This is a genomic window from Methanolobus halotolerans, from assembly GCF_004745425.1.
Lineage (GTDB): Archaea > Halobacteriota > Methanosarcinia > Methanosarcinales > Methanosarcinaceae > Methanolobus > Methanolobus halotolerans.
Map to the genome: position 1 here is coordinate 143,271 of NZ_PGGK01000003.1, position 18,908 is coordinate 162,178.

The 18,908-nt window shown below is 42.4% G+C and carries 27 protein-coding genes, 2 tRNA genes and 1 pseudogene; 20 read left to right on the top strand and 10 right to left on the bottom strand.

What is annotated here, in order from left to right; all coding sequences use genetic code 11:
- Positions 1 to 102: 102 nt before the first annotated feature.
- From uvrB to CUN85_RS03935, 3 genes are all read left to right on the top strand, one after another.
- Positions 103 to 2,085 carry an excinuclease ABC subunit UvrB gene (gene uvrB / locus CUN85_RS03925; RefSeq protein WP_328591228.1) on the top strand — a complete coding sequence of 661 codons (1,983 nt, stop codon included), beginning with the start codon at positions 103 to 105 and terminating at the stop codon, positions 2,083 to 2,085.
- A 152-nt stretch (positions 2,086 to 2,237) separates the two neighbouring features.
- Positions 2,238 to 2,309 (top strand) — tRNA-Gly (locus CUN85_RS03930).
- Positions 2,310 to 2,631: 322 nt separating this feature from the next.
- Entirely contained in the window at positions 2,632 to 4,008 is a 1,377-nt protein-coding gene (locus CUN85_RS03935) for a cryptochrome/photolyase family protein (RefSeq protein WP_167848781.1), read from the top strand.
- Between the two features lie 28 nt (positions 4,009 to 4,036).
- Here the strand turns inward: CUN85_RS03935 and CUN85_RS03940 are convergent, their stop codons facing one another.
- Entirely contained in the window at positions 4,037 to 4,672 is a 636-nt protein-coding gene (locus CUN85_RS03940) for a DUF3267 domain-containing protein (protein WP_235856179.1), read from the bottom strand.
- A 134-nt stretch (positions 4,673 to 4,806) separates the two neighbouring features.
- Here CUN85_RS03940 and CUN85_RS03945 point away from each other — a divergent pair.
- Both CUN85_RS03945 and CUN85_RS13260 read left to right on the top strand, forming a co-directional pair.
- Positions 4,807 to 4,891, top strand: a tRNA-Leu gene (locus CUN85_RS03945).
- 3 nt (positions 4,892 to 4,894) lie between these two features.
- Positions 4,895 to 5,086, top strand: a complete 192-nt coding sequence (locus CUN85_RS13260) for a geranylgeranylglyceryl/heptaprenylglyceryl phosphate synthase (protein ID WP_328591233.1) — start codon at positions 4,895 to 4,897, stop codon at positions 5,084 to 5,086.
- A gap of 252 nt (positions 5,087 to 5,338) precedes the next feature.
- Here the strand turns inward: CUN85_RS13260 and CUN85_RS03955 are convergent, their stop codons facing one another.
- Together CUN85_RS03955 and CUN85_RS03960 are read right to left on the bottom strand one after the other, a co-directional pair.
- Positions 5,339 to 5,674, bottom strand: a complete 336-nt coding sequence (locus CUN85_RS03955; RefSeq protein ID WP_135389026.1) for an ArsR/SmtB family transcription factor — start codon at positions 5,672 to 5,674, stop codon at positions 5,339 to 5,341.
- A gap of 55 nt (positions 5,675 to 5,729) precedes the next feature.
- Positions 5,730 to 6,044 carry a DUF6951 family protein gene (locus CUN85_RS03960; RefSeq protein ID WP_135389027.1) on the bottom strand — a complete coding sequence of 105 codons (315 nt, stop codon included), beginning with the start codon at positions 6,042 to 6,044 and terminating at the stop codon, positions 5,730 to 5,732.
- 126 nt (positions 6,045 to 6,170) lie between these two features.
- Between CUN85_RS03960 and CUN85_RS03965 the strand changes: the two genes are divergently transcribed.
- The 7 genes and pseudogenes from CUN85_RS03965 to CUN85_RS03995 all read left to right on the top strand — a co-directional run bounded on the left by CUN85_RS03965 (position 6,171) and on the right by CUN85_RS03995 (position 11,033).
- Entirely contained in the window at positions 6,171 to 7,211 is a 1,041-nt protein-coding gene (locus CUN85_RS03965) for a permease (protein WP_135389028.1), read from the top strand.
- A gap of 25 nt (positions 7,212 to 7,236) precedes the next feature.
- Positions 7,237 to 7,926, top strand: a complete 690-nt coding sequence (locus CUN85_RS03970) for a metallophosphoesterase family protein (protein WP_135389029.1) — start codon at positions 7,237 to 7,239, stop codon at positions 7,924 to 7,926.
- A 39-nt stretch (positions 7,927 to 7,965) separates the two neighbouring features.
- Positions 7,966 to 8,196: a thioredoxin family protein gene (locus tag CUN85_RS03975; protein ID WP_135389030.1), complete on the top strand. Its 231-nt coding sequence runs from the start codon at positions 7,966 to 7,968 to the stop codon at positions 8,194 to 8,196.
- A 26-nt stretch (positions 8,197 to 8,222) separates the two neighbouring features.
- Positions 8,223 to 8,621, top strand: a complete 399-nt coding sequence (locus tag CUN85_RS03980; RefSeq protein WP_235856180.1) for a putative zinc-binding protein — start codon at positions 8,223 to 8,225, stop codon at positions 8,619 to 8,621.
- 72 nt (positions 8,622 to 8,693) lie between these two features.
- Positions 8,694 to 9,323 (top strand): tetrahydromethanopterin S-methyltransferase subunit A, encoded by a 630-nt coding sequence (locus CUN85_RS03985; RefSeq protein ID WP_135389137.1) that lies wholly within the window; start codon positions 8,694 to 8,696, stop codon positions 9,321 to 9,323.
- 536 nt (positions 9,324 to 9,859) lie between these two features.
- Positions 9,860 to 10,015: pseudogene (locus CUN85_RS13640) on the top strand (DapH/DapD/GlmU-related protein); the annotation flags it as partial.
- A 247-nt stretch (positions 10,016 to 10,262) separates the two neighbouring features.
- Positions 10,263 to 11,033, top strand: a complete 771-nt coding sequence (locus CUN85_RS03995; protein ID WP_135389032.1) for an SDR family NAD(P)-dependent oxidoreductase — start codon at positions 10,263 to 10,265, stop codon at positions 11,031 to 11,033.
- 150 nt (positions 11,034 to 11,183) lie between these two features.
- Here CUN85_RS03995 and CUN85_RS04000 read toward each other — a convergent pair whose 3' ends face one another.
- The gene (locus CUN85_RS04000; protein WP_205804347.1) at positions 11,184 to 11,882 is read right to left on the bottom strand and encodes an ArsA-related P-loop ATPase; all 699 of its coding nucleotides are present in this window, start codon (positions 11,880 to 11,882) and stop codon (positions 11,184 to 11,186) included.
- 38 nt (positions 11,883 to 11,920) lie between these two features.
- Entirely contained in the window at positions 11,921 to 12,208 is a 288-nt protein-coding gene (locus CUN85_RS13145) for an ArsA-related P-loop ATPase (RefSeq protein ID WP_205804350.1), read from the bottom strand.
- 6 nt (positions 12,209 to 12,214) lie between these two features.
- Between CUN85_RS13145 and CUN85_RS04005 the strand changes: the two genes are divergently transcribed.
- Positions 12,215 to 12,604, top strand: a complete 390-nt coding sequence (locus CUN85_RS04005) for a permease (RefSeq protein WP_135389033.1) — start codon at positions 12,215 to 12,217, stop codon at positions 12,602 to 12,604.
- Entirely contained in the window at positions 12,601 to 12,759 is a 159-nt protein-coding gene (locus tag CUN85_RS13270) for a hypothetical protein (protein WP_235856181.1), read from the top strand. The genes CUN85_RS04005 and CUN85_RS13270 overlap by 4 nt, the downstream gene beginning before the upstream one ends.
- Positions 12,760 to 12,900: 141 nt before the next feature.
- Here the strand turns inward: CUN85_RS13270 and CUN85_RS13275 are convergent, their stop codons facing one another.
- From CUN85_RS13275 to CUN85_RS04025, 4 genes are all read right to left on the bottom strand, one after another.
- A complete protein-coding gene (locus CUN85_RS13275) occupies positions 12,901 to 13,041 on the bottom strand; it encodes a hypothetical protein (RefSeq protein WP_235856182.1) in 141 nt (46 codons plus the stop codon).
- A 117-nt stretch (positions 13,042 to 13,158) separates the two neighbouring features.
- Positions 13,159 to 13,635: a DUF5788 family protein gene (locus tag CUN85_RS04015; RefSeq protein WP_235856183.1), complete on the bottom strand. Its 477-nt coding sequence runs from the start codon at positions 13,633 to 13,635 to the stop codon at positions 13,159 to 13,161.
- Positions 13,636 to 13,648: 13 nt separating this feature from the next.
- Positions 13,649 to 14,050, bottom strand: coding sequence for an ArsR/SmtB family transcription factor (locus tag CUN85_RS04020; RefSeq protein ID WP_135389035.1), 402 nt, complete (start codon positions 14,048 to 14,050; stop codon positions 13,649 to 13,651).
- An 86-nt stretch (positions 14,051 to 14,136) separates the two neighbouring features.
- A complete protein-coding gene (locus CUN85_RS04025) occupies positions 14,137 to 15,426 on the bottom strand; it encodes a GntP family permease (protein WP_135389036.1) in 1,290 nt (429 codons plus the stop codon).
- Between the two features lie 321 nt (positions 15,427 to 15,747).
- On the opposite strand from CUN85_RS04025, the gene CUN85_RS04030 reads away from it, so the two are divergent.
- Positions 15,748 to 16,341: a helix-turn-helix domain-containing protein gene (locus tag CUN85_RS04030; RefSeq protein WP_135389037.1), complete on the top strand. Its 594-nt coding sequence runs from the start codon at positions 15,748 to 15,750 to the stop codon at positions 16,339 to 16,341.
- Here the strand turns inward: CUN85_RS04030 and CUN85_RS04035 are convergent.
- Positions 16,320 to 17,454 (bottom strand): IS630 family transposase gene (locus CUN85_RS04035; protein ID WP_135389038.1). Its coding sequence is split into 2 segments (ribosomal slippage): positions 16,320 to 17,010 and positions 17,009 to 17,454, totalling 1,137 coding nucleotides; the frame shifts between segments, so codons are not numbered across the junction. The two genes, CUN85_RS04030 and CUN85_RS04035, sit on opposite strands and share 22 nt — an antisense overlap.
- Positions 17,455 to 17,578: 124 nt before the next feature.
- On the opposite strand from CUN85_RS04035, the gene CUN85_RS13280 reads away from it, so the two are divergent.
- The 5 genes from CUN85_RS13280 (at position 17,579) to CUN85_RS04055 (ending at position 18,805) form a co-directional block, all read left to right on the top strand.
- A complete protein-coding gene (locus CUN85_RS13280) occupies positions 17,579 to 17,677 on the top strand; it encodes a (Fe-S)-binding protein (RefSeq protein WP_235856184.1) in 99 nt (32 codons plus the stop codon).
- Between the two features lie 73 nt (positions 17,678 to 17,750).
- Positions 17,751 to 17,966, top strand: coding sequence for a DsrE family protein (locus CUN85_RS13485; RefSeq protein WP_268921581.1), 216 nt, complete (start codon positions 17,751 to 17,753; stop codon positions 17,964 to 17,966).
- Positions 17,966 to 18,133 (top strand): DsrE family protein, encoded by a 168-nt coding sequence (locus tag CUN85_RS13490; RefSeq protein ID WP_268921582.1) that lies wholly within the window; start codon positions 17,966 to 17,968, stop codon positions 18,131 to 18,133. The genes CUN85_RS13485 and CUN85_RS13490 overlap by 1 nt, the downstream gene beginning before the upstream one ends.
- Positions 18,130 to 18,282 carry a hypothetical protein gene (locus CUN85_RS13285; protein ID WP_235856185.1) on the top strand — a complete coding sequence of 51 codons (153 nt, stop codon included), beginning with the start codon at positions 18,130 to 18,132 and terminating at the stop codon, positions 18,280 to 18,282. Before CUN85_RS13490 ends, CUN85_RS13285 begins: the two co-directional genes overlap by 4 nt.
- A gap of 184 nt (positions 18,283 to 18,466) precedes the next feature.
- Entirely contained in the window at positions 18,467 to 18,805 is a 339-nt protein-coding gene (locus CUN85_RS04055) for a DsrH/TusB family sulfur metabolism protein (protein ID WP_167848782.1), read from the top strand.
- Positions 18,806 to 18,908: the final 103 nt, after the last annotated feature.

The window sequence follows — 18,908 nt, forward strand, 5'->3', positions numbered from 1 at the left end:
GCTGTGATACCGTTAAGCTGTTTTTAGTTGCTCACATAAGTGTAATGAGCATGAGCAGCCATTGTGAATATGTTTATACAGGTTCAGTTCAATATTACACTGATGCGTCCGTTCAAACTTGTATCCGATTATGAACCACGAGGTGATCAGCCAAAGGCCATAGATCAGCTTTCAGATGGATTTGAAAGAGACCTGAAACATCAGACACTGCTGGGTGTCACAGGCTCTGGTAAGACTTTCACAGTTGCAAACGTGATTCAGAACATACAGAAGCCCACAATCGTGATCGCACATAATAAAACCCTTGCAGCACAGCTTTTTTCCGAGTTCCGGGAGTTTTTTCCTGATAATGCAGTAGAGTATTTTGTGAGTTACTATGATTACTACCAGCCTGAGGCTTATATACCAACTACTGACACATACATAGAAAAAGATTCTTCAATAAATGAGGAGATCGACAGATTGCGCCTGTCTGCCACCAGGTCCCTGCTCGAACGCAAGGACGTCATTGTTGTGGCCAGCGTATCCTGTATCTACAACCTCGGTTCTCCCGAGGAATGGCGTAAAATGTCAGTTATTCTGACTGTCGGAGACGAAATCGACAAAAGGTCGCTCTTTGAAAATCTCATCAATATACAATACGAGCGCAATGACATAGAGTTCACCCAGGGGAAGTTTCGTTCAAGGGGAGACACAATAGAGGTCTATCCGGCTCAGGAACTTCAGGGTATACGGATAGAATTGTTCGGGGACGAGATCGACAGGATAGCTTATTTCAACCCTGTATCAGGAAAGATCATACACGAACTGGAACCCGGCGAGAGTACTATGATATATCCTGCAAAACATTTTGTCATGCCGGAAGAGTATATAGAAGGAGCGCTGCTGTCAATTCAGGCCGAGCTTGAGATACACCTGTCCCATTTAAGGTCTCAGAATAAGCTTCTTGAGGCACAACGGCTTGAGCAGCGGACAAGGTTTGACATTGAGATGATACGCGAACTCGGCTACTGCAGCGGTATCGAGAACTATTCCCGCCACTTCGATGGCCGCAAGCCGGGTGAGCCCCCTTCTTCCCTGCTTAACTTCTTCCCGGAAGACTATCTGGTTGTTATCGATGAATCCCATGTAACCATTCCCCAGATAAGGGGTATGCATAACGGAGATCGGGCACGAAAGGACTCACTCATATCATATGGGTTCCGCCTCCCATCCGCATATGACAACCGCCCCCTGCGATACGACGAGTTCGACAGGCAGCTGGACAAAGTTCTCTATGTATCTGCCACGCCCGCAGACCATGAGTTGGGAAAAAGTGCTGCCATAGTTGAGCAGATCATCCGCCCGACCGGTCTCGTCGACCCCGTGGTCACTATAAGGCCAATAGAGAACCAGGTGGATGACCTGATAGGCGAGGTCCGGAAAGTAACTGCCGAAGGTTACCGCACACTTGTGACTACCCTGACAAAGAGAATGGCCGAGGATCTGACAGACTACCTAGAGGAAATGGGTATCAAGGTACGATATATGCACTCCGACATAGACACCCTCGAACGTGCAGAGATAATCAGGGACCTGCGAAAAGGAGAGTTTGATGTGCTTGTGGGCATCAACCTGTTGAGGGAAGGGCTGGATATACCGGAAGTTTCATTTGTTGCCATACTCGATGCAGATAAAGAAGGCTTCCTGCGTTCTGAGCGCTCACTAATACAGACTATCGGACGCGCTTCCAGGAATGCCGAGGGAAGGGTGATATTATATGCCGACAAGGTCACCGGTTCAATGGAACGCGCCATCGGAGAAACAGACAGGCGCCGCAAGATACAAATGGATTTCAACCGTGAACACGGCATCACTCCCAGAACCATCCAGAAAGCACTGCAGAAAGAGCTGGTGAAACCTAAAGAGTATGCGGAAGTCTCAGAGATAATGGCGATAGCAGAGGATCTGTCCTCCATAGAACTTTCGGATATGGTCATTGACCTGGAAGCGGAAATGCATCTTGCTGCCAGGAACCTGGAATTCGAAAAGGCCGCAGAACTCAGGGACAGGATAAAAGAGTTGCGTGAGAACTATGCACCATAGTTACCATATGCAGATATGCTGCCTGCCAGAATATCTGATATATATTTTCAATGAGCTTCCTGACATTACCCGATTGTAAAACGATTACACCCTGTTATTCCGCACTATGCGAAAGTGTTATATTTGAAAAACACGTTTATGAGTTGCAAATTGCGCCGATGGTCTAGTGGCTATGACTGGGGCCTTCCAAGCCCTAAACCCGGGTTCGAATCCCGGTTGGCGCATTCACTGATCTTTTTTTTCAGGTAGCTTTTCTCAATTTACTTGTTGCAGTTAGAAATCGGGCACCCCTTGTTAAAATTTGACCGGCAAATATAGATGTATTACAGGTACATATATGCCTATTTCAGCTGCCATGATTACTTTTATTGGCAATAATATTGAAGTCTTTGGTATTTCAATCAAATGTTGTCTAAAAACTTTTAAGTTTGAGGACTAATATACCATATGGCTAAATAGAGTTATTTTTGTATTACTGAATATTACGGCTGGTTGGCCATAATATTATTTTGTTGATGCAAATGAAGCTGCAGTAGGAGTGGAATAATGGCAAAGTTCAGAAGATCGCTTTTTATTTTCAGGAGAGACCTGCGTGTTGAAGATAATACAGGTCTGAGGGAAGCCATTAAATCCTCGGATGAAGTGGTGCCGTGTTTCATATTCGATCCCCGGCTTGCAAATCCTGAAAGGGAGAACTTCAATCCCAATGCTTTTCAGTTCTTGCTCGAATCCCTGGAAGATCTCCGGCAGCAGTTCGAGGCAAAGGATGGAAAATTATACCTCTTTTCAGGGCTTCCAAAGAAGATTATAGGTCAGCTTGTCGTTAAACTTGATATTGATGCTGTTTTTGTTAACCATGACTATACGCCTTTCAGCAGAAAGCGGGATGGGTCAATAAAAGAGATATGTGAAGATTTTAATACAATGTTCCTGCAGTTCCATGATTGCCTGCTGAATGAGCCAGGTACTGTTCTTACGCAGAAAGGGAAGCCTTATGTTGTATTTTCCCAGTTTTATCGTGAAGCCTCCAAAAGGCCCGTTCCTGTTCCCTCTACTATCCCGGGAAGTAGGTTCTATACTGAAGATCCGGGAATCGACCTGACCACCTATCCCGATCAACTGCTGCCTGCACGCAATGAGCGGTTATTCGCGAGCGGTGGCAGAACAAATGCCCTGGGGATGCTGGAAGACATTTCGCAGTTCGAGGATTATGACTCTCAGCGGGACTACCCCTCCGTCAACGGAACCACAGGACTTTCGGCACATAATAAGCTGGGTACTATTTCAATAAGGGAGTTCTACTACTCTGTGAAAGATGAGCTCGGAGCAGGACATACCCTAATAAGAGAACTTTACTGGCGTGATTTCTTCACTCACATAGCATACCATTATCCACGTGTGTTCAGGCACGCCTTCAGAGAGAAGTTCGAGAAGATATCCTGGGACTATGACCAGCCCGGTTTTGGAGCATGGTGTTCGGGCAATACAGGTTTTCCTATTGTTGATGCAGGAATGAGGGAGCTCAACACTACTGGTTATATGCATAACCGTGTGAGAATGATTGTCGCATCGTTCCTGGTAAAGGATCTGCACCTTGACTGGCGCTGGGGAGAACGATATTTTGCAAGCAAGCTGGTAGACTATGACCCATGTGTGAACAACGGGAACTGGCAGTGGGCAGCTTCTACAGGGGCGGATTCACAACCATTTTTCCGCATATTCAATCCCTGGTTGCAGCAAAGAAAGTACGACAGGGAATGTGAATATATCAAGAAATGGATACCCGAGCTCTCTGAGCTTGAGACAAAGACCATCCACGCGCTCGAAAAAGCCGAGCTGCCTGATAATGTGATATATCGCCAGCCCATGGTGGAGCATGGCCTGGAAAGGGCCAGATCCCTTGTAATATTCAGGTCGGTATAATATCTCACAGTATTTCGTTCAAAAAGGGTCATTTTTTCCAGTAGGTCCTCATACCGTTGCTAGTAATGTATGAGCTATCTGGCACCTGTGTCAGGACCAGTATGAAAGTCAGCACATCCATCGAGGATGCCATTGAGTTGAGCAGGATGAGAATCTTCAGGGCAGGAGACAACAGTCCCATACTCCCAAGCATTGCGGGCAGAAGTATAGAAAGCGCAACAAAAGGTGCAATCGTGATCAAAAGATAAGCTGACTTCCGGATCATCTCTTCCGAATAAACAAAGCCCCCCATATGTGTGATGCCAATATATGTTCTCGCAGATGATGTAAAATCCGGTATCAATACAAGATGCAGCAACTCATGCATAACTAAAAAACCTATGAAACCTGCAATCAGCCACAGGTTGATGGTTATCTGGAATCCTCCCTGGCTAATACCGAGGTCATCTGGTGTCAGAGGCGGGAACAGACTGATAACACCGATGGTCAGTAACAGGTTCAAAGCCATCAGGGGTAGCGAAGCAGCTATTGCGGTAACAAGGTTTTGTGGCTCTTTAAGATGCACCCAGTTATCTTCGATAAGTGAATTATGCCTTTGAGGATCTACTACAGGAATCTTACTGCTGAGTTTAATATTATCCTTCCTGTGCTGTGATCTGTACATTCATGATTAGTTAGACTCTATAATATGTATTTACTCAAAGACAATCTTATAGTAATTTGGGTTGACATCGTCATCCAGATGCGTAATCTTAATAAGTGAACAGTTCCAGTTAGCAATGTTGAATATACATTAATGCGGGGGTTGCCCAGCCTGGCCAAAGGCGCAGGGCTTAGGACCCTGTCTCGTAGGAGTTCGTGCGTTCGAATCGCACCTCCCGCACTAATTGTTTCAAATTCAGCCAGTGTCAGCCGCTATGCTGATGCAATCTTTTTTATGAGCCTGCTGAACTCCCGGGACATTTGTTTCATAACAAGTAATCCGTTTATGGGTGCTCCAGTGGTATACAAGAGTGGTATAGAACCCATCCAAATTATTATCAAAAGGACAAAAGTAGCAAACCTATTCAAGAGTTGATAATACATTTTAAATTACTGCTAACTTCCATTTTACTCCTAATATCGATGATTTCTACAGAGCTAAAATAAAATTAAGTTACTGAGTTTCAATCAAAAATGATATTATTTACTAAAGTAAAATCATTTATACTTATATGGGGACTGAGTATAAAAATCATTCATTGACTCATACTTGCCTCTTGCCTTCGTAGCTTAGCGGTATAGCGGCTGGCTAGTATTTAGTTAAACTCCGGATTTACTTCCAGTAAGATTATGACTTAGTGAATATGTATTCTTTACCCAATTCTGTAAGACTGTAAGTTATCCATGAAGCTTCTCTACTTCCTTCAATCATATTGTTTTCAGCCAGTACTGAAAAGTGATAAGAAAGCTTTGAAGGAGAAGTTTTAGTTATTTTTTGTATAACACACGCACAAAGTGGTTGTACTGAAAGAAGGTACAATATTTTTAACCTGAGAGGAGATGATAATGCATCATATTTCTTGCTTTGCCTGATTATCTTATCTTCATCTGGTAATTTTTCAACAATCTTATCCATCCCGCCAATCAGTTCTATTTCTTTGGCCACCTGCGCTGGTATTTTCATTTATTAACCCCCCATCAAAACCCCGTTTGAGCTCCTCTGTACTAAAAGCAATAATTCATTTAAAGTCTATACTGATGCTACCTGACTTTTTTGCTAAGGACTCAGATAGAATTCCCATCTCAATTCTGCATATATGCAATACTCCGCAGGGTACAAGGCAGTTAGATGAACATTTCATTTCTTGAGCCTTTAGTATAACATAATTGTCCCTGATGTCAAGTGTCTGGTCCATGGGTATTTCCATATGGGACATTCCCTTAATTTTCTCACAATCAGTTTCGATATCAATGATGATATTTTGTCCTTTCCTTTTCCCATTTACCTTATGCACAAATCCACAAATCTTCGAATTGATTATAACCTGGCTCATGTACAGTGTCTCCTGTTTTGCTAACCATTATTACTAATTGATTGTTGTTCCTAATATATAGATATATTTCAATCAAATTTGAAATACAAATCTTTAAATAGGATGTTTCAAATATATTTGAAATACATGACCCAAGATTATCTAATCCACCTGATAAATATCGGATTGCAATCTGTTCAGGAATATCTGGCATTGCACGTATTGCTATGTCTGGTTCCAGCCTTCTTCCTGGCTGGCGCCATAGCATCACTCTTCTCAAAAGAATCGGTGCTTAAGTACTTCGGGGCTGGTACACCAAAATACATTTCTTACTCAGTGGCGGCAGTTTCCGGTACTGTACTTGCGGTTTGTAGCTGTACTGTACTTCCGCTGTTTGCAGGTATCTACAAACGTGGCGCAGGAATAGGACCCGCAACTACCTTCCTGTTCTCTGCACCCGCCATCAATATTCTGGCAATCGTCTATACCGCAAAGATACTGGGTTATGATCTAGGGGTGGCCAGAGCACTAGCTGCAATTTTTCTGTCTGTTGCAATCGGACTTGCAATGGCTGCAATCTATGAACGGAAAAACATAGAACACAAAGGGATTAAGACGTTCAATAGCGATGAGCATTCTCATACGGTCCACATCTTCCTCTTATTGCTAGCCATACTTGTAATGCCTGAGATCATCACTTCATGGACATACCTGGCCCTTGTAGAAATACCTCTCATAGCTGTCACGGTTTTCCTGTCCTTCAAGTGGTACACCCGGGAAGAAATAGCAAGCTGGATGCAGGAGACATGGTTCCTGGTCAAGATGATAGCTCCATTGTTGTTAATCGGTGTTTTCTTTGCAGGTATCATTGTAGAGTTGCTTCCTTCCGAGATTGTGGTGCAATACGTTGGGGGCGATTCTGTAATGTCATACTTCATAGCGTCCATTGCTGCTGCATTGATGTACTTCTCCACCCTCACGGAAGTCCCTATTATCAGTGCTCTAACCCTGCTTGGCATGGGTACAGGTCCTGCCCTTGCAATGCTCCTTGCAGGTCCGGCACTGAGCCTTCCGAATATGATAGTCATTAGCCGGGTAATGGGAATACAGAAAGGACTCTCATACATAGCACTTGTTGTTGTGGTCTCGATGATATCAGGACTGATATTTGGTTATTACCTAATCTGATGTAAAGTAACGAGAGGAAGAAAGAATGAGACTACTGATCATTTCAGACATACACGGAAACAAGGAAGCACTTGATGCGGTCATGGCTATCGGGCATGACGCTGTTATCTGCCTTGGAGACCTTGTGGATTATGGACCTTCGCCCGGCGCATGTATTGATCTGCTCGGGGAGCATAAAATACCGACCATCCGGGGGAACCATGACAATGCGGTAGCTTCAGGAATGGAATGTGGTTGTGGTTATGAGTACAAACATCTCTCTCTGGCAACAAGGGAATATACCGTGGATATTTTAAACGGTTTACAGATGGATTTCCTCCGCAAGCTGCCCCTGAACCTTGAAAGGACAGAAAACGGAAAGAAGCTTTATTTCACACATGGCAGCCCTTTGTCCTTTTATGATTATATAAAACCGGATACTCCGGAAGAAACAATAAAGGAGTATATTAGAGATGTTGATGCTGATTTTATATTCATAGGTCATTCCCATCTTCCCTTTGTTCGAAAAGTGGGAGGAGTGACTCTGGTGAATCCGGGTTCTGTGGGCCAGCCCAGAGACTGTGACATTCGTGCAAGCTGTGCTGTTTTTGATACTGAAACATCCCATGCAGAATTGATCAGAGTTGAATATGATATGGAAATGGTCTTTGAGAAAATCAGGAAGAACATGCCTCATTCAGAGGAACTTATCTCTATACTGAAAAGAGGGAAATGAAATAAAGTCTTGTTTACATAAATACTAAAAGGTGATAGAATGAAAATAGAAATTCTTGGTTCAGGTTGTGCAAAATGCAAGAAGACAAAGGAAATAGTTGAGCAGGCAGTTGCTGAACTTGGTATCGATGCAGAAGTGGTAAAGGTAGAGGATATGGATGCTGCACTTGAATATGGTGTAATGATCACACCCGCCGTTGTTGTAGATGGCGATGTGAAAGTTGCAGGTAAAGTCCCTACCCTGGATAAAGTAAAGGAATGGATATCATAATTTCAAAAACGGAGGATATAATAATCATGGCAGAAGAAACAAGAATGACAGAAGGGGTCAAATGTGCATGTGAAGCAGCAATCATTGGATTATATGCATGTGCAGGTGGTTCCAATGTAGGACAGATGGCAAACAAAGTGGCAGTTGAGCTTACCAAACAGGGAAAAGGAAAAATCATGTGTACCGTCGGAATCGGAGGAAACGTCCAAGGCATCATAAAAAGTGCGGAGGGAACCGATGAGATCATTGCCATCGACGGTTGTCCTCTCTTATGCGCTAAGAAGTCACTGGAGCTTGCAGGGTTCACAGTGGATAAGAGTATAGTGATAACCGAGCTCGGCATGAAAAAGAGTGGAAGCCTGGACCTGCAGGAAAATGATGTGAAAGAAATAATGGCCAAAATGGAAGATGCCTTGGCTGATTAAAGCTTGACCGAACAACATAATCCGATAACAAAGGTGAATGTCGTGGCTGCAACAGACTCAATAGATACTTCAATGAATACTAGCAACTGGCCCGTAACTGATGGTGACTATGTGATAGGAGAACCTGATTCTCCTGTTGCGGTCGTGACACTTGCTTCTGACTACAAGGACATGGATTGCATCCATGATTCCTGTGCAGAAGAACCACATCAAGCACCCGGGGTACTCACCCCGGAATCGGGAAAGCTTTGTTTGCAGAACTATTCAATATGCGGTACTTGTTTTACAGAAAATTTCGGAATACAGAAAGTAATTGTAAACGTACTGTCAAATCTGCGAATAAACTGCCTGATAGTCTGTGGCAAAGAAAGCAAACACCTTGCAGGTCAGTCCATTATGGCGCTTGTGGAAAATGGGGTCTCGACAATGGGTGGCTATAAAAAAATAATCGGTTCAAAAGGAGTGATTCCCTGCCTGGATGAGATTCCCATGACTGCAATAAACCGCTTTATACGGGAAATCGAAGTTGTGGATCTTATAGATGTCACAAACCCCGAAATCATCCAGAAAGCGATTGATTCCTGCAAAGGTAAGGAAAGGAACAGAGAATCTACATATTCCATGCCGGAAATTAATGAAAATAGCTGGAAAAAGTATGAAAACATGGTTCAAAAGAACGTTATGTCTAAGCTGAAGAAATAACAGGAAATTTTATAATGAAAATAATTTATATATATATTGAAAAGGCAGGATATGCTTTAAAAGGTGCAGGAATTAACTGTTTCATTCACAGTGACGGTGTTTTAGATATGAGAAACTATTTAAACTTATGAGAGCCGCTGATATAGAGGGGAAATATGGGGAGTAATAAACAACATAACTATGGCCATACTTTTCCAGATTTGATATTGTGGATTATATATACACATTTTGTATCAAAAGTACCTTCTTATTCTAAGGGTGATGAACTTAGACGTATCTTACTCAAGTACCTGTTATATAAAATGGATAAAGGGGCTACAATTTCCTCTGGGTGTAAAATATACTATCCTCAGGGAATTTCCCTTGGAAAGAATGTCATAGTCGCAGAAAGGATCTTACTGGACGGGAAAGGAATAATAGATATTGATGCCGATTCGATGATTGGTTTTGAGTCGATACTTATCACAAGTACCTACAATTCCACCCGAAAGGACGTTCTGATCAGAAAACAGGGAAAGTCAAAAGCACCTATAAGAATAGGGAAGAATGTGTGGGTGGGTACACGAGTAACTATATTGCCAGGAGTAGAAATTGGCGACGGCGCAATAATCGGGGCAAACTCAGTAGTTATTAAGGATGTAACGCCTAATACAGTCGTGGGTGGTGTTCCTGCAAGGTACATTAAAGATAGGTAGCTATGTAGAGTTCACTATATATATCGAGTATTGCCGAGAGAGATAAAAAGTATTTATCTTTGTGAATACTTAGCGAGCAAAGCTGTATTATTAGTAAAAAAGCTTCATATTCAGTCAAATTAACCAAATGATCAGAATTAAGAACACTCGCTCGGAACATATTGTATTGGCAGGGTATTAAATAAATGGCATTCTTAACAGTAAAGTAAAATGTGACCAAATAATAAGTGGGGGTAAATAGTATATGGTAAATGATCTGTTTGACCTGAGTGGCAAAGTTGCGATTGTTACCGGTGCCTCAAGTGGGCTGGGAACCCGGTTCGCTAAAGCATTAGCCAATGCCGGAGCAAATATCACTATTGTAGCAAGAAGGATTGAAAAATTAGAAGAGCTGAAGGTAGAACTGGAGTATCTTGGCATCAAATGCCTCACAGTAAAATGTGATGTCTTGAAAGAAGATGATATAATCAATGCAGTCGAACGTACCATTGACGAATTTGGAAAAATAGACATTCTCGTAAATAACGCAGGAACTTCTTCTTTTGCACCGGCCGAAGATATGACCCGGGAAGAATGGGACAAAGTGCTTGGTACCAATCTTACAGGTGTTTTCCTTTTCTCAAAACATGTTGCCAGAAAAATGAAAGAACGCAATTACGGAAGAATAATTAACATAGCTTCAATGTATGGTGTAATTGGAAATACGCAATACCCGGTCTCTTCCTATCATGCATCAAAAGGAGGAGTGGTCAACCTTACGCGGGCACTGGCAGGAGAGTGGGCACAATACGGAATCACTGTTAATGCCATAGGGCCTGGCTTCTTCGAATCTGAAATGACAAGGGATCTAATTTCGGATGATGATTTCCAGGATTTCATCCGGTCAAGATGCCCGATGGAACGAATTGGTAAACCAGGTGAGCTGGATGGGCTGCTGATATACCTTTCATCTGACAATTCCAGTTATATGACAGGGCAGCATGTCTGTGTTGATGGCGGGTGGGCTGCTGTTTAAGATCAAATTCTTAGAGAATCGTTACTGGATTCTCTTAATCTATGACTGCAACATCCAGAAGTAGTATGCAAACAGGCTCGAACATGTGCCTGAAGTATATTTAATTGACAGAAATCCTTTTGTTAATGCATGTCATGGAATAAGTGCATACTACTCTATCAGATCCAACAGCTTTTCTCCTTTTATTTCATCTGCCTTCCACTCTATGACTGCAAAATTTCCCCCCGAGTGTTTATCAACCTTGTTGATCCATTCGATCTCATTGCTTGCCTTTGCCCTTAAGGTCTTGTTTGTCGTCTGCATTCTGAACATCCTCCGGGATGTCGCCTTGTGAACGCTCGATCCCCCCCTATGATAACTTAGGGTCGAGTCAAGTAGCAGCAGAGTATGTCCGGTGGGTGCGGTGTCAATAACGACAACATCTTCTTCGGATCTTTCTACAATCTGTGCAAATGCTCTGAAAACTGCAATCTCCTGCGTACAGGGAGACCTCAGATCCTCTTCAACATAGGCTATATCCTCTTCGCTCATTGTTTCCCTGGCCTTTGAAAACACTTCTTTTTTGTACCGGGCCAGTTCTGCCTCTTCATCAATCCTGCTTATGGTTAGGTTTTTACCTTCCTTGATAACATACTTAATGTGTGCAGCAGGGTCTGTTGTTGTAAGATGAACTCTAGTGCCCCTCCGGGACATGCCTAATGCAATTGCTGCTGCGATTGTTGTCTTTCCCACTCCGCCTTTACCCATTGTGAATATTACTTCTTTGCCGGATGAACAGAGATCATCTATAACATCCCTGAGTTTCGGGATCTGCCTGGATCTTAGTTCTTCATCCCTGATATCTGCCATATCCTCATACAGGAATGCTCTGACTTTCTCAGTGCCTACTATATTGTAAGACCGAAGGGGGTCTCATACATTTCTAACTTTTGCAGCTCAGCCGACATGCTTTCAATCGTTTTCTGTTGTTTTTCAAAGAGACTACGGGATATAGTGTCGTCATGGCCCTGCAACACTCCATTGAGCAGAAGTATCTGATTATTAACGTCAAGCTCCTTAAGTTCCGTCGAGACTCTTTCCGCTTCTTTTAGGGATGTATCTTCCGGGCGGGAAACAAGGATAAGAGTTGTCTTGTCCTTATCCGACAGGGTTTTGACCGCCTGGATATAAAGCACTTATCAATGCAGCAAATTCCTTTGCCCACATACTACCTGCAATCCTTGCTATTAATAGTATTCATAGGATTGTTGTTGGGGTTCATACCTCCTGCACAGGTATCAATGTTCATAGGGGAGCAGTCAGGTATTGGCGATGTGCTGCTGGTAGCAGTTATGGGTTCATTCTTGCACATTCCCGCCCTGATAGCCTTTCCATTGATAGCATCATTGCTTAATGCCGGTGCTACAGTTGCCACTGCTGCAGCATTTATCACGACACTTACTATGGTGGGTATGGTCACACTACCTCTTGAGATCAGGGAGATGGGCAGAAAGATGGCGCTTCTCAGGAACAACGGGATCAGCTTTTGTATTGCCATAATGATAGCTGTGCTCATGGAGTTGATACTTTGAAGCAGGAACCGGGAACGCAGAAGAAAGACAGGAGGCTTGATGTTATATTTTTGCTGTTGATGATGTTCCTGTCATTTACCCTGCTTATGCATATCCCGACAAAAGGGAGCCTGTCACATCAGTTGCCGCCGGCTATCTGCTTGAAATGCTATTAATACTGCCTGCAGTGATGGTTATCATGGGGCTGTTCTCTGTGTTTGTTTCCGATCAAGCTGTTTTCAGGCACCTGGGACAAAGTTCAGGTATTAAAGGTTTCTTTGCGCCCTTTTCTTTGGTTCGTTACCTACAGGCCCCCTCTACATTGCCTTTCCAATTGCTTCTGCCATGCTCGGGAAGGGTGCCAGAATATCAAACATTGTTGTTTTTCTCTCAGCCTGGGCATGCATTAAGATTCCGCAGGAACTGGTGGAACTGCATTTCCTTGGACCAGAGTTCATGATAACAAGATTATTACTGACAATCGTTATTGTGGGCTTGATGGGAATAGTTATTGAATTGCTGATGGATAAGTGTCAAAGTTGTCATTCACAAGGATAAAAGTCACAATTCATCTCTTATATGGCCTCTCCTGTTTGTTTTAAGAAATTCAGCCACCTGCGGGCTTCGGCCACCCTTTCGCGTGAATAGGTCTCATGGAATTTTCTTCTTTTTTCTTTGGATGTTCCTTCTTCGATATCCCTGAGGGTCATGAGTGTTCTCAGCAACCCGGCTGTTTCATCGAAAAGCTTATCTGCCTCCTCCCGGGTTAACTGATCGGTCGCAAGGTCCAGTTCATCCTCTTTTGCTTTTTCGTCGATGTAGAGAATACATTTGTTGATGAGCTTCCGATCTTCATAATCCAGTTTTTCTTTCTGGAGCAGTTCCCATACGATGCTGTGAAGGTTACACATCTTACCCTTTATGTCGCAATTGTAAGGTATTTCCTTACCAACCCAGAAAAGGCGCGTCTGTAATGCCGCAAGAAGCTGCTTCCTTTCATGTTCTGTAATGAAATCGTCTTCAGATACTCCGCTCATACCTACCTCTTTCATAAATAACTGGATATTATTTTACTTGTATAGTGATTCTCTCCGGCCGTTGGCACATGGTTCCTGACTTCTCTTTCAGAGCAAGCTGTTCCATATCATTAAGGATAACAGCATGATCATGACTATTTTCAGACAGTTGTTGCAAGATGTCTTTCAAAAGCGGATCTTCGATATTGAGATAGTAAAAGGTCCATTGTCCTTCCTTTTGGTCTTTTACAAAATTCAGATCGCGCATCTTCGCCAGATGGCGCGAGACTTTAGGCTGAGGTAAACCTAATATCTGGCATATCTCGCATACGCAAAGTTCCCTTTTGCTCAAGAGCAGGAGGATTCTCAGCCTTGTTTCGTCGGAAAGTACTTTGAAAAATTCCTCCCATTTCCCTGTTGCTTCCCTGGATTTCGTTGTTATTTCATACATGCGTATATGCGGATATTTCAAGGATTCTATTAATACTTAATGCACACCTCTGCTGAAAAATCAAGAAAGGAAATCAAGCCTTCCTTTCAATAGAACACAAAGTAAATGACACTGGTCATAGCCATGCTGCTTAAACCCATGACTGCTCCAGCCACAGTATATGTTTTCAGTACTTCAGTACTTTCCATTTCTGCAAAGTCTGCCAGTATCCAGAAATAAGGATCGTTGAAGTGGGATATGAGGAAGGTTCCTGAAGCCATGGAAAATAGCACGATCACAGCAGGCAGTCCGAGTTGCGGCATAATAGGTATGACAAGTGCGGATGCGGTGAACAGAGTAACCATTCTTGAACCCTGTACAGTCTGTACTGCCGCAGCAATAAGGAATGGGACCAGGAGGGCAGGGATACTCGATTCCAGCAGGATATCTCCGAGTGCATCGCCCACACCTGCCAATACGAGCATTGCTCCAAGTGCACCTCCTCCGCATATATCCAGGAGTACCAGTCCGCTTCTGCGTATTCCCTTATCCACCCATGCTCTGATGTCAGAATACGGGAAATGCCGTGTTGAGAGCGTCATCGCAAGGATGGCACCTGCAAGAAGGGCTATGCTTTCATGACCGACAAGTTCGATCACAGGAATATTGGTAAGAAGGCGTATCATGATGAGGATGATCGGAACAATGATAGGTATATAACTTGTAGTCCTGTATGTAAATAACTCTGTCTGCTTCTTTTCCTGAACCATATTGTCGCAGCAATCTTCTTTGATACTGAAACCATAATATCTGCTGGCATAAATATATCCTACAAAGAATACTACAAGGGCAATGGCAACTCCAATGAACAGAACATCAAGCACCTGAATATTCATTTCGTTTACAAAAGCATAGATGCCCGGAGAAGGATACAACAGCCCGAAGGACGCCATTGTTGCCAGTGCAAGGGCAACTTCAGTAAGGCCCTTGGGGAATCCATGCTTGTCGCTGAGGTCCTTGGCCACCGGAAGGAATATTATGAACGCCAGTATCAGACACATCATAGGGACAGCAAAAGCAAATCCAAGTAAGGCTATTGCAAAAACGGGTTTCCTGAACAATTTCGTAACATCGTCAGCGATCAGCGCAGTGGCTCCGCTCTTATGAAGTATCACGCCGATAATACTACCGGAAGTGACTATGATCGCATAATCTGCGAATATACTGCTCATACCCGTGACTATCGTTTCAAGAGTAGCACCGACCTCATCCGCAAGGAACCCTGCCAGAACCGACCCTGCTATCAAACTGATAAATGGATGAATCCTCAGACGCGCGGTCAGGATGAGAATGAACAGCATTACTATTAACAAAATCCCGATTGGTCCCACATACATACGTATTCCCCGTTTCTATTCTTTTAAAAGTTCTATTTAAACTAAACGATATGCAAAATAATATGTAAATAAAGTTTTTCTCGATTATACATTTTTATAAATACCTTTAGATTCAAAAATGAACAAGCGCAGCCCTATTTTTTTACAGGATAACAGTTAATAAATTAATTATGTCAAAATGTACCTCTAACGGGAGTAGTTAATTGAATGGTCTTTTGCCTGAAACTAGAAGAGATAAGAATAATTATATCGAAATATTCATATATGCGCATTTTCAGATATGCATAGGAAAATAATACATATCAATAATAGGTGATAAAAGTGCCCGGATCTCCTGAAGAGATTAAACTGGTCAGCAATGCCATGTCAAACGCCATCAGAAGAAAGATAATGAGCTTGCTGAAAGAGGAAAGCAGGACCAGGGAAGAGATTTGCAAGGTCATTGGACAGACAATGCTGGACTACCATTTACAGATACTGCAACAAGCAGAATTGATAGTTAACAATAATGAATTGCTGGATCTTACTGATTTTGGAAAGAACCTGCTGGAATCCAAAGAAGAAAAGTCTGTTGATTCAAAAAATGATCTTTCGGGAACTAAACCCGTAGATATAGTGGAAATCAGGCAGCTTCTTCCATGCATTGCTGATAAAAGCAAGTACAGGGTCATCGCCCGGCTGGAGCCGCCACTTGGCGGAGCACTCAAGCTGCTGGAACCACTTTTCCCGAGAGCCAGATATTCAGAGAAGCTTGGAGTATTGATTATCCAAAAAGGAAATATCATGACGACTGCATATTCCACCGGTAATGTGACCATGACCATGATATCAAGTGCTAATGAGGCGGAGCAGATACTTGATGATATAAAGAAGAAAAGAAGACTAGTGTCATGTCACATTTCAATTGTCGGATAAAGACGTTTTAATTTAATTCTTGCATCTGATGTTGTAAACCGCCAATTAATTTTGCTATCGAGATTATTCCTGTAATTAACCCATGCGTTAACTTCCTCAACAAGAATTTTTCTATCTCCAATTCTACGATTCAAGCATTGTTTATTTAGCACATTTAACTCAATTTCTGCCATGTTTAGCCAACTTCCATGTTTGGGAGTGAATATAAATTCAAATTTATCGAGAAGGCTTTTAGCTTTTTCAGGAATAAACGTCTCATAAAATGAGCCTAGAGTATGAGTATTGTAGTTATCCATGATCAATGTGATTTTTTCAGAGTAATCATACATTTTCGCAATTTTTTCTATAAAAAACGCCCAATCTTTCTTTGTTTTACGTTCAGTTATTTCCACGATTCTTTTTCCTGTCAGGGGTTCACAAGCTACGAAGATGTTACAAACACCTTCACGTCGATATTCATAATCATGTCTGGAAGCTTTTCCATGTGAACTTGGAATATTTGCTCTTGTTTCAGATATCAATTGTTTAGGTGATTCATCCATACAAATGACGGGATTTGAAGCCGAATAATTACGCTTATAGACATCTAACACCATTTCCATCTGAGCCACAAAGGAGCTATTTTGTTCGGGAGGAATTACCCAACCTATTCTTTTCCAGGGTTTAAGTTCGTTTTTTTAAAACACGTCTTATAGATTCATATGAAATGTTATCTATGTACTCTAATTCTACAACCTTATCAGCTAACAACCTAAGTGACCATTGACTATGACCTTTTGGTGGTTCAGAACAGCTAAGTGCAATAATATGAGCTTCCAGATCTCCATCAATTTTCTTTTGATAGATCCTTTCATTTTCTTTACCATTTAAAGCAACATTCAAACCGTCTTCAACGAATCTCTTTTTAATACGATCTATCTTTCTCATACTAATATTAAGAACACTTGAAATCACTTCATTGGTATGTTTTTTCTTCTGAAACTCTCCTTCATCGCAATTCAATAGAATTAAGGCGTTTTGGTATTTTTGCGATTTATGCTTTCCTTTTGAAATTATTGATTCCAACTCATTTCTTTCTTCTTTAGTCAGTGTGACAATAAATTTTCTCTGCATACATAAGATATATACAACATCATGCATATACATTACGGCATTCTAGATGTGACATGACACTAGCAATGGTGCCATCGAAAAAGGAATAACACCAGCCCCCGTGAGAAGGTAAGAGTGGACCACAATGATATACAAATATCTTCCCGGAACAAACTGCCGTATCTGCAGCGAGCAGAGCTGTTACTCTTTTGCAATACGACTGGTGGTAAAGAAACAACACTGAATAGGTGCACATCGCTACTTGAGCATAAATATGCCATCAATCTGGAGCATCTTAAGGCTCTCATGGAATACCTATGAAAGACAGCGCAGTGAAGACACTGACGGTCATACTCACGGACGGGCCTTATATATCCGAGTATGCAGAGATGGGATACAAGACCGCAAGATCTGCTTTGAAACAACAGCATAAGGTGAATATCTTTCTCTACCTTGATGCAGTACATATTCCAAAAAAAATCAGGACCCCGCGTTCTTTTCCAGCTCAGGCGAGTTTTTCGGCGAGCTTGTGATGTTGGGAGCGCAGGTGGAAGCCTGTTCACGATGTGCTACAGCGCGTGGATATGCACCAGGGAATGGTACCAGTAAAGACTATATCTGCGGAATTGAGATCACAAGCCTTTACAGGCTGGCAGAAATGATAAAAGAGAGCGACAAGGTGGTGTCACTGTCAGGATGAAATCGGTTTTCTATATGCTGGACTGTGCTCCTTATGGAAATGAGAAAGCTTTCGGTCTGCTCAATGCAGCTGTAGTGAGTATCAATATGGACATTACAGTGGGTTTGTATGCAGACGGTGTTTACCTTGCACTGGCAGGACACCTGTAATCCCTAACCTTTCAGATATCATCTATGCCTATCCGGAGATACGAGTTCTGGCCCATGAGCCCTCAATAATGGAGCGAGGACTGCTGACCCGGGCCTTATAGAGAGAATAGAGTTAATGGATGAGGGCAGGTTCCTTGAAGAGACCCTGATACATGATGTGGTATTATTCCTGTGAGGTATGATAATGAGCAAAGTACACCAGAAAAAGCGATCATATGAAAACGGAGGGATCCTGAAGGATGTATTCTTGCTTACCAAATCTCCAGATCATGTTCGGACCAGGCTTTGCTGGAGACTGATAACACAGTCAGAGAATGTGGTCCTTTATCTGACCGGAGATGGAGTCTACAATCTGTTATGCCCATCCGTTCAAAAACTTCCACCGAAGAAAATCTTAGTCTGTAAAGAGGACCAGAAAGCAAGAGGCGTGCAGATTGAAGGGATTGTGATAACACTTATCGATTTCTATGACCGGATGATAGAAGACATAATGGATGAGAAAAATAAAGTCTATGTATTCTGAAACAACATCCATTAGTAAAATATCCTACTTCAGACAGTAAGAACAATTGCTTAGGTATATATCCCAGTATTTACAAAATAATTTGAAATAGCAAAAGGTGACA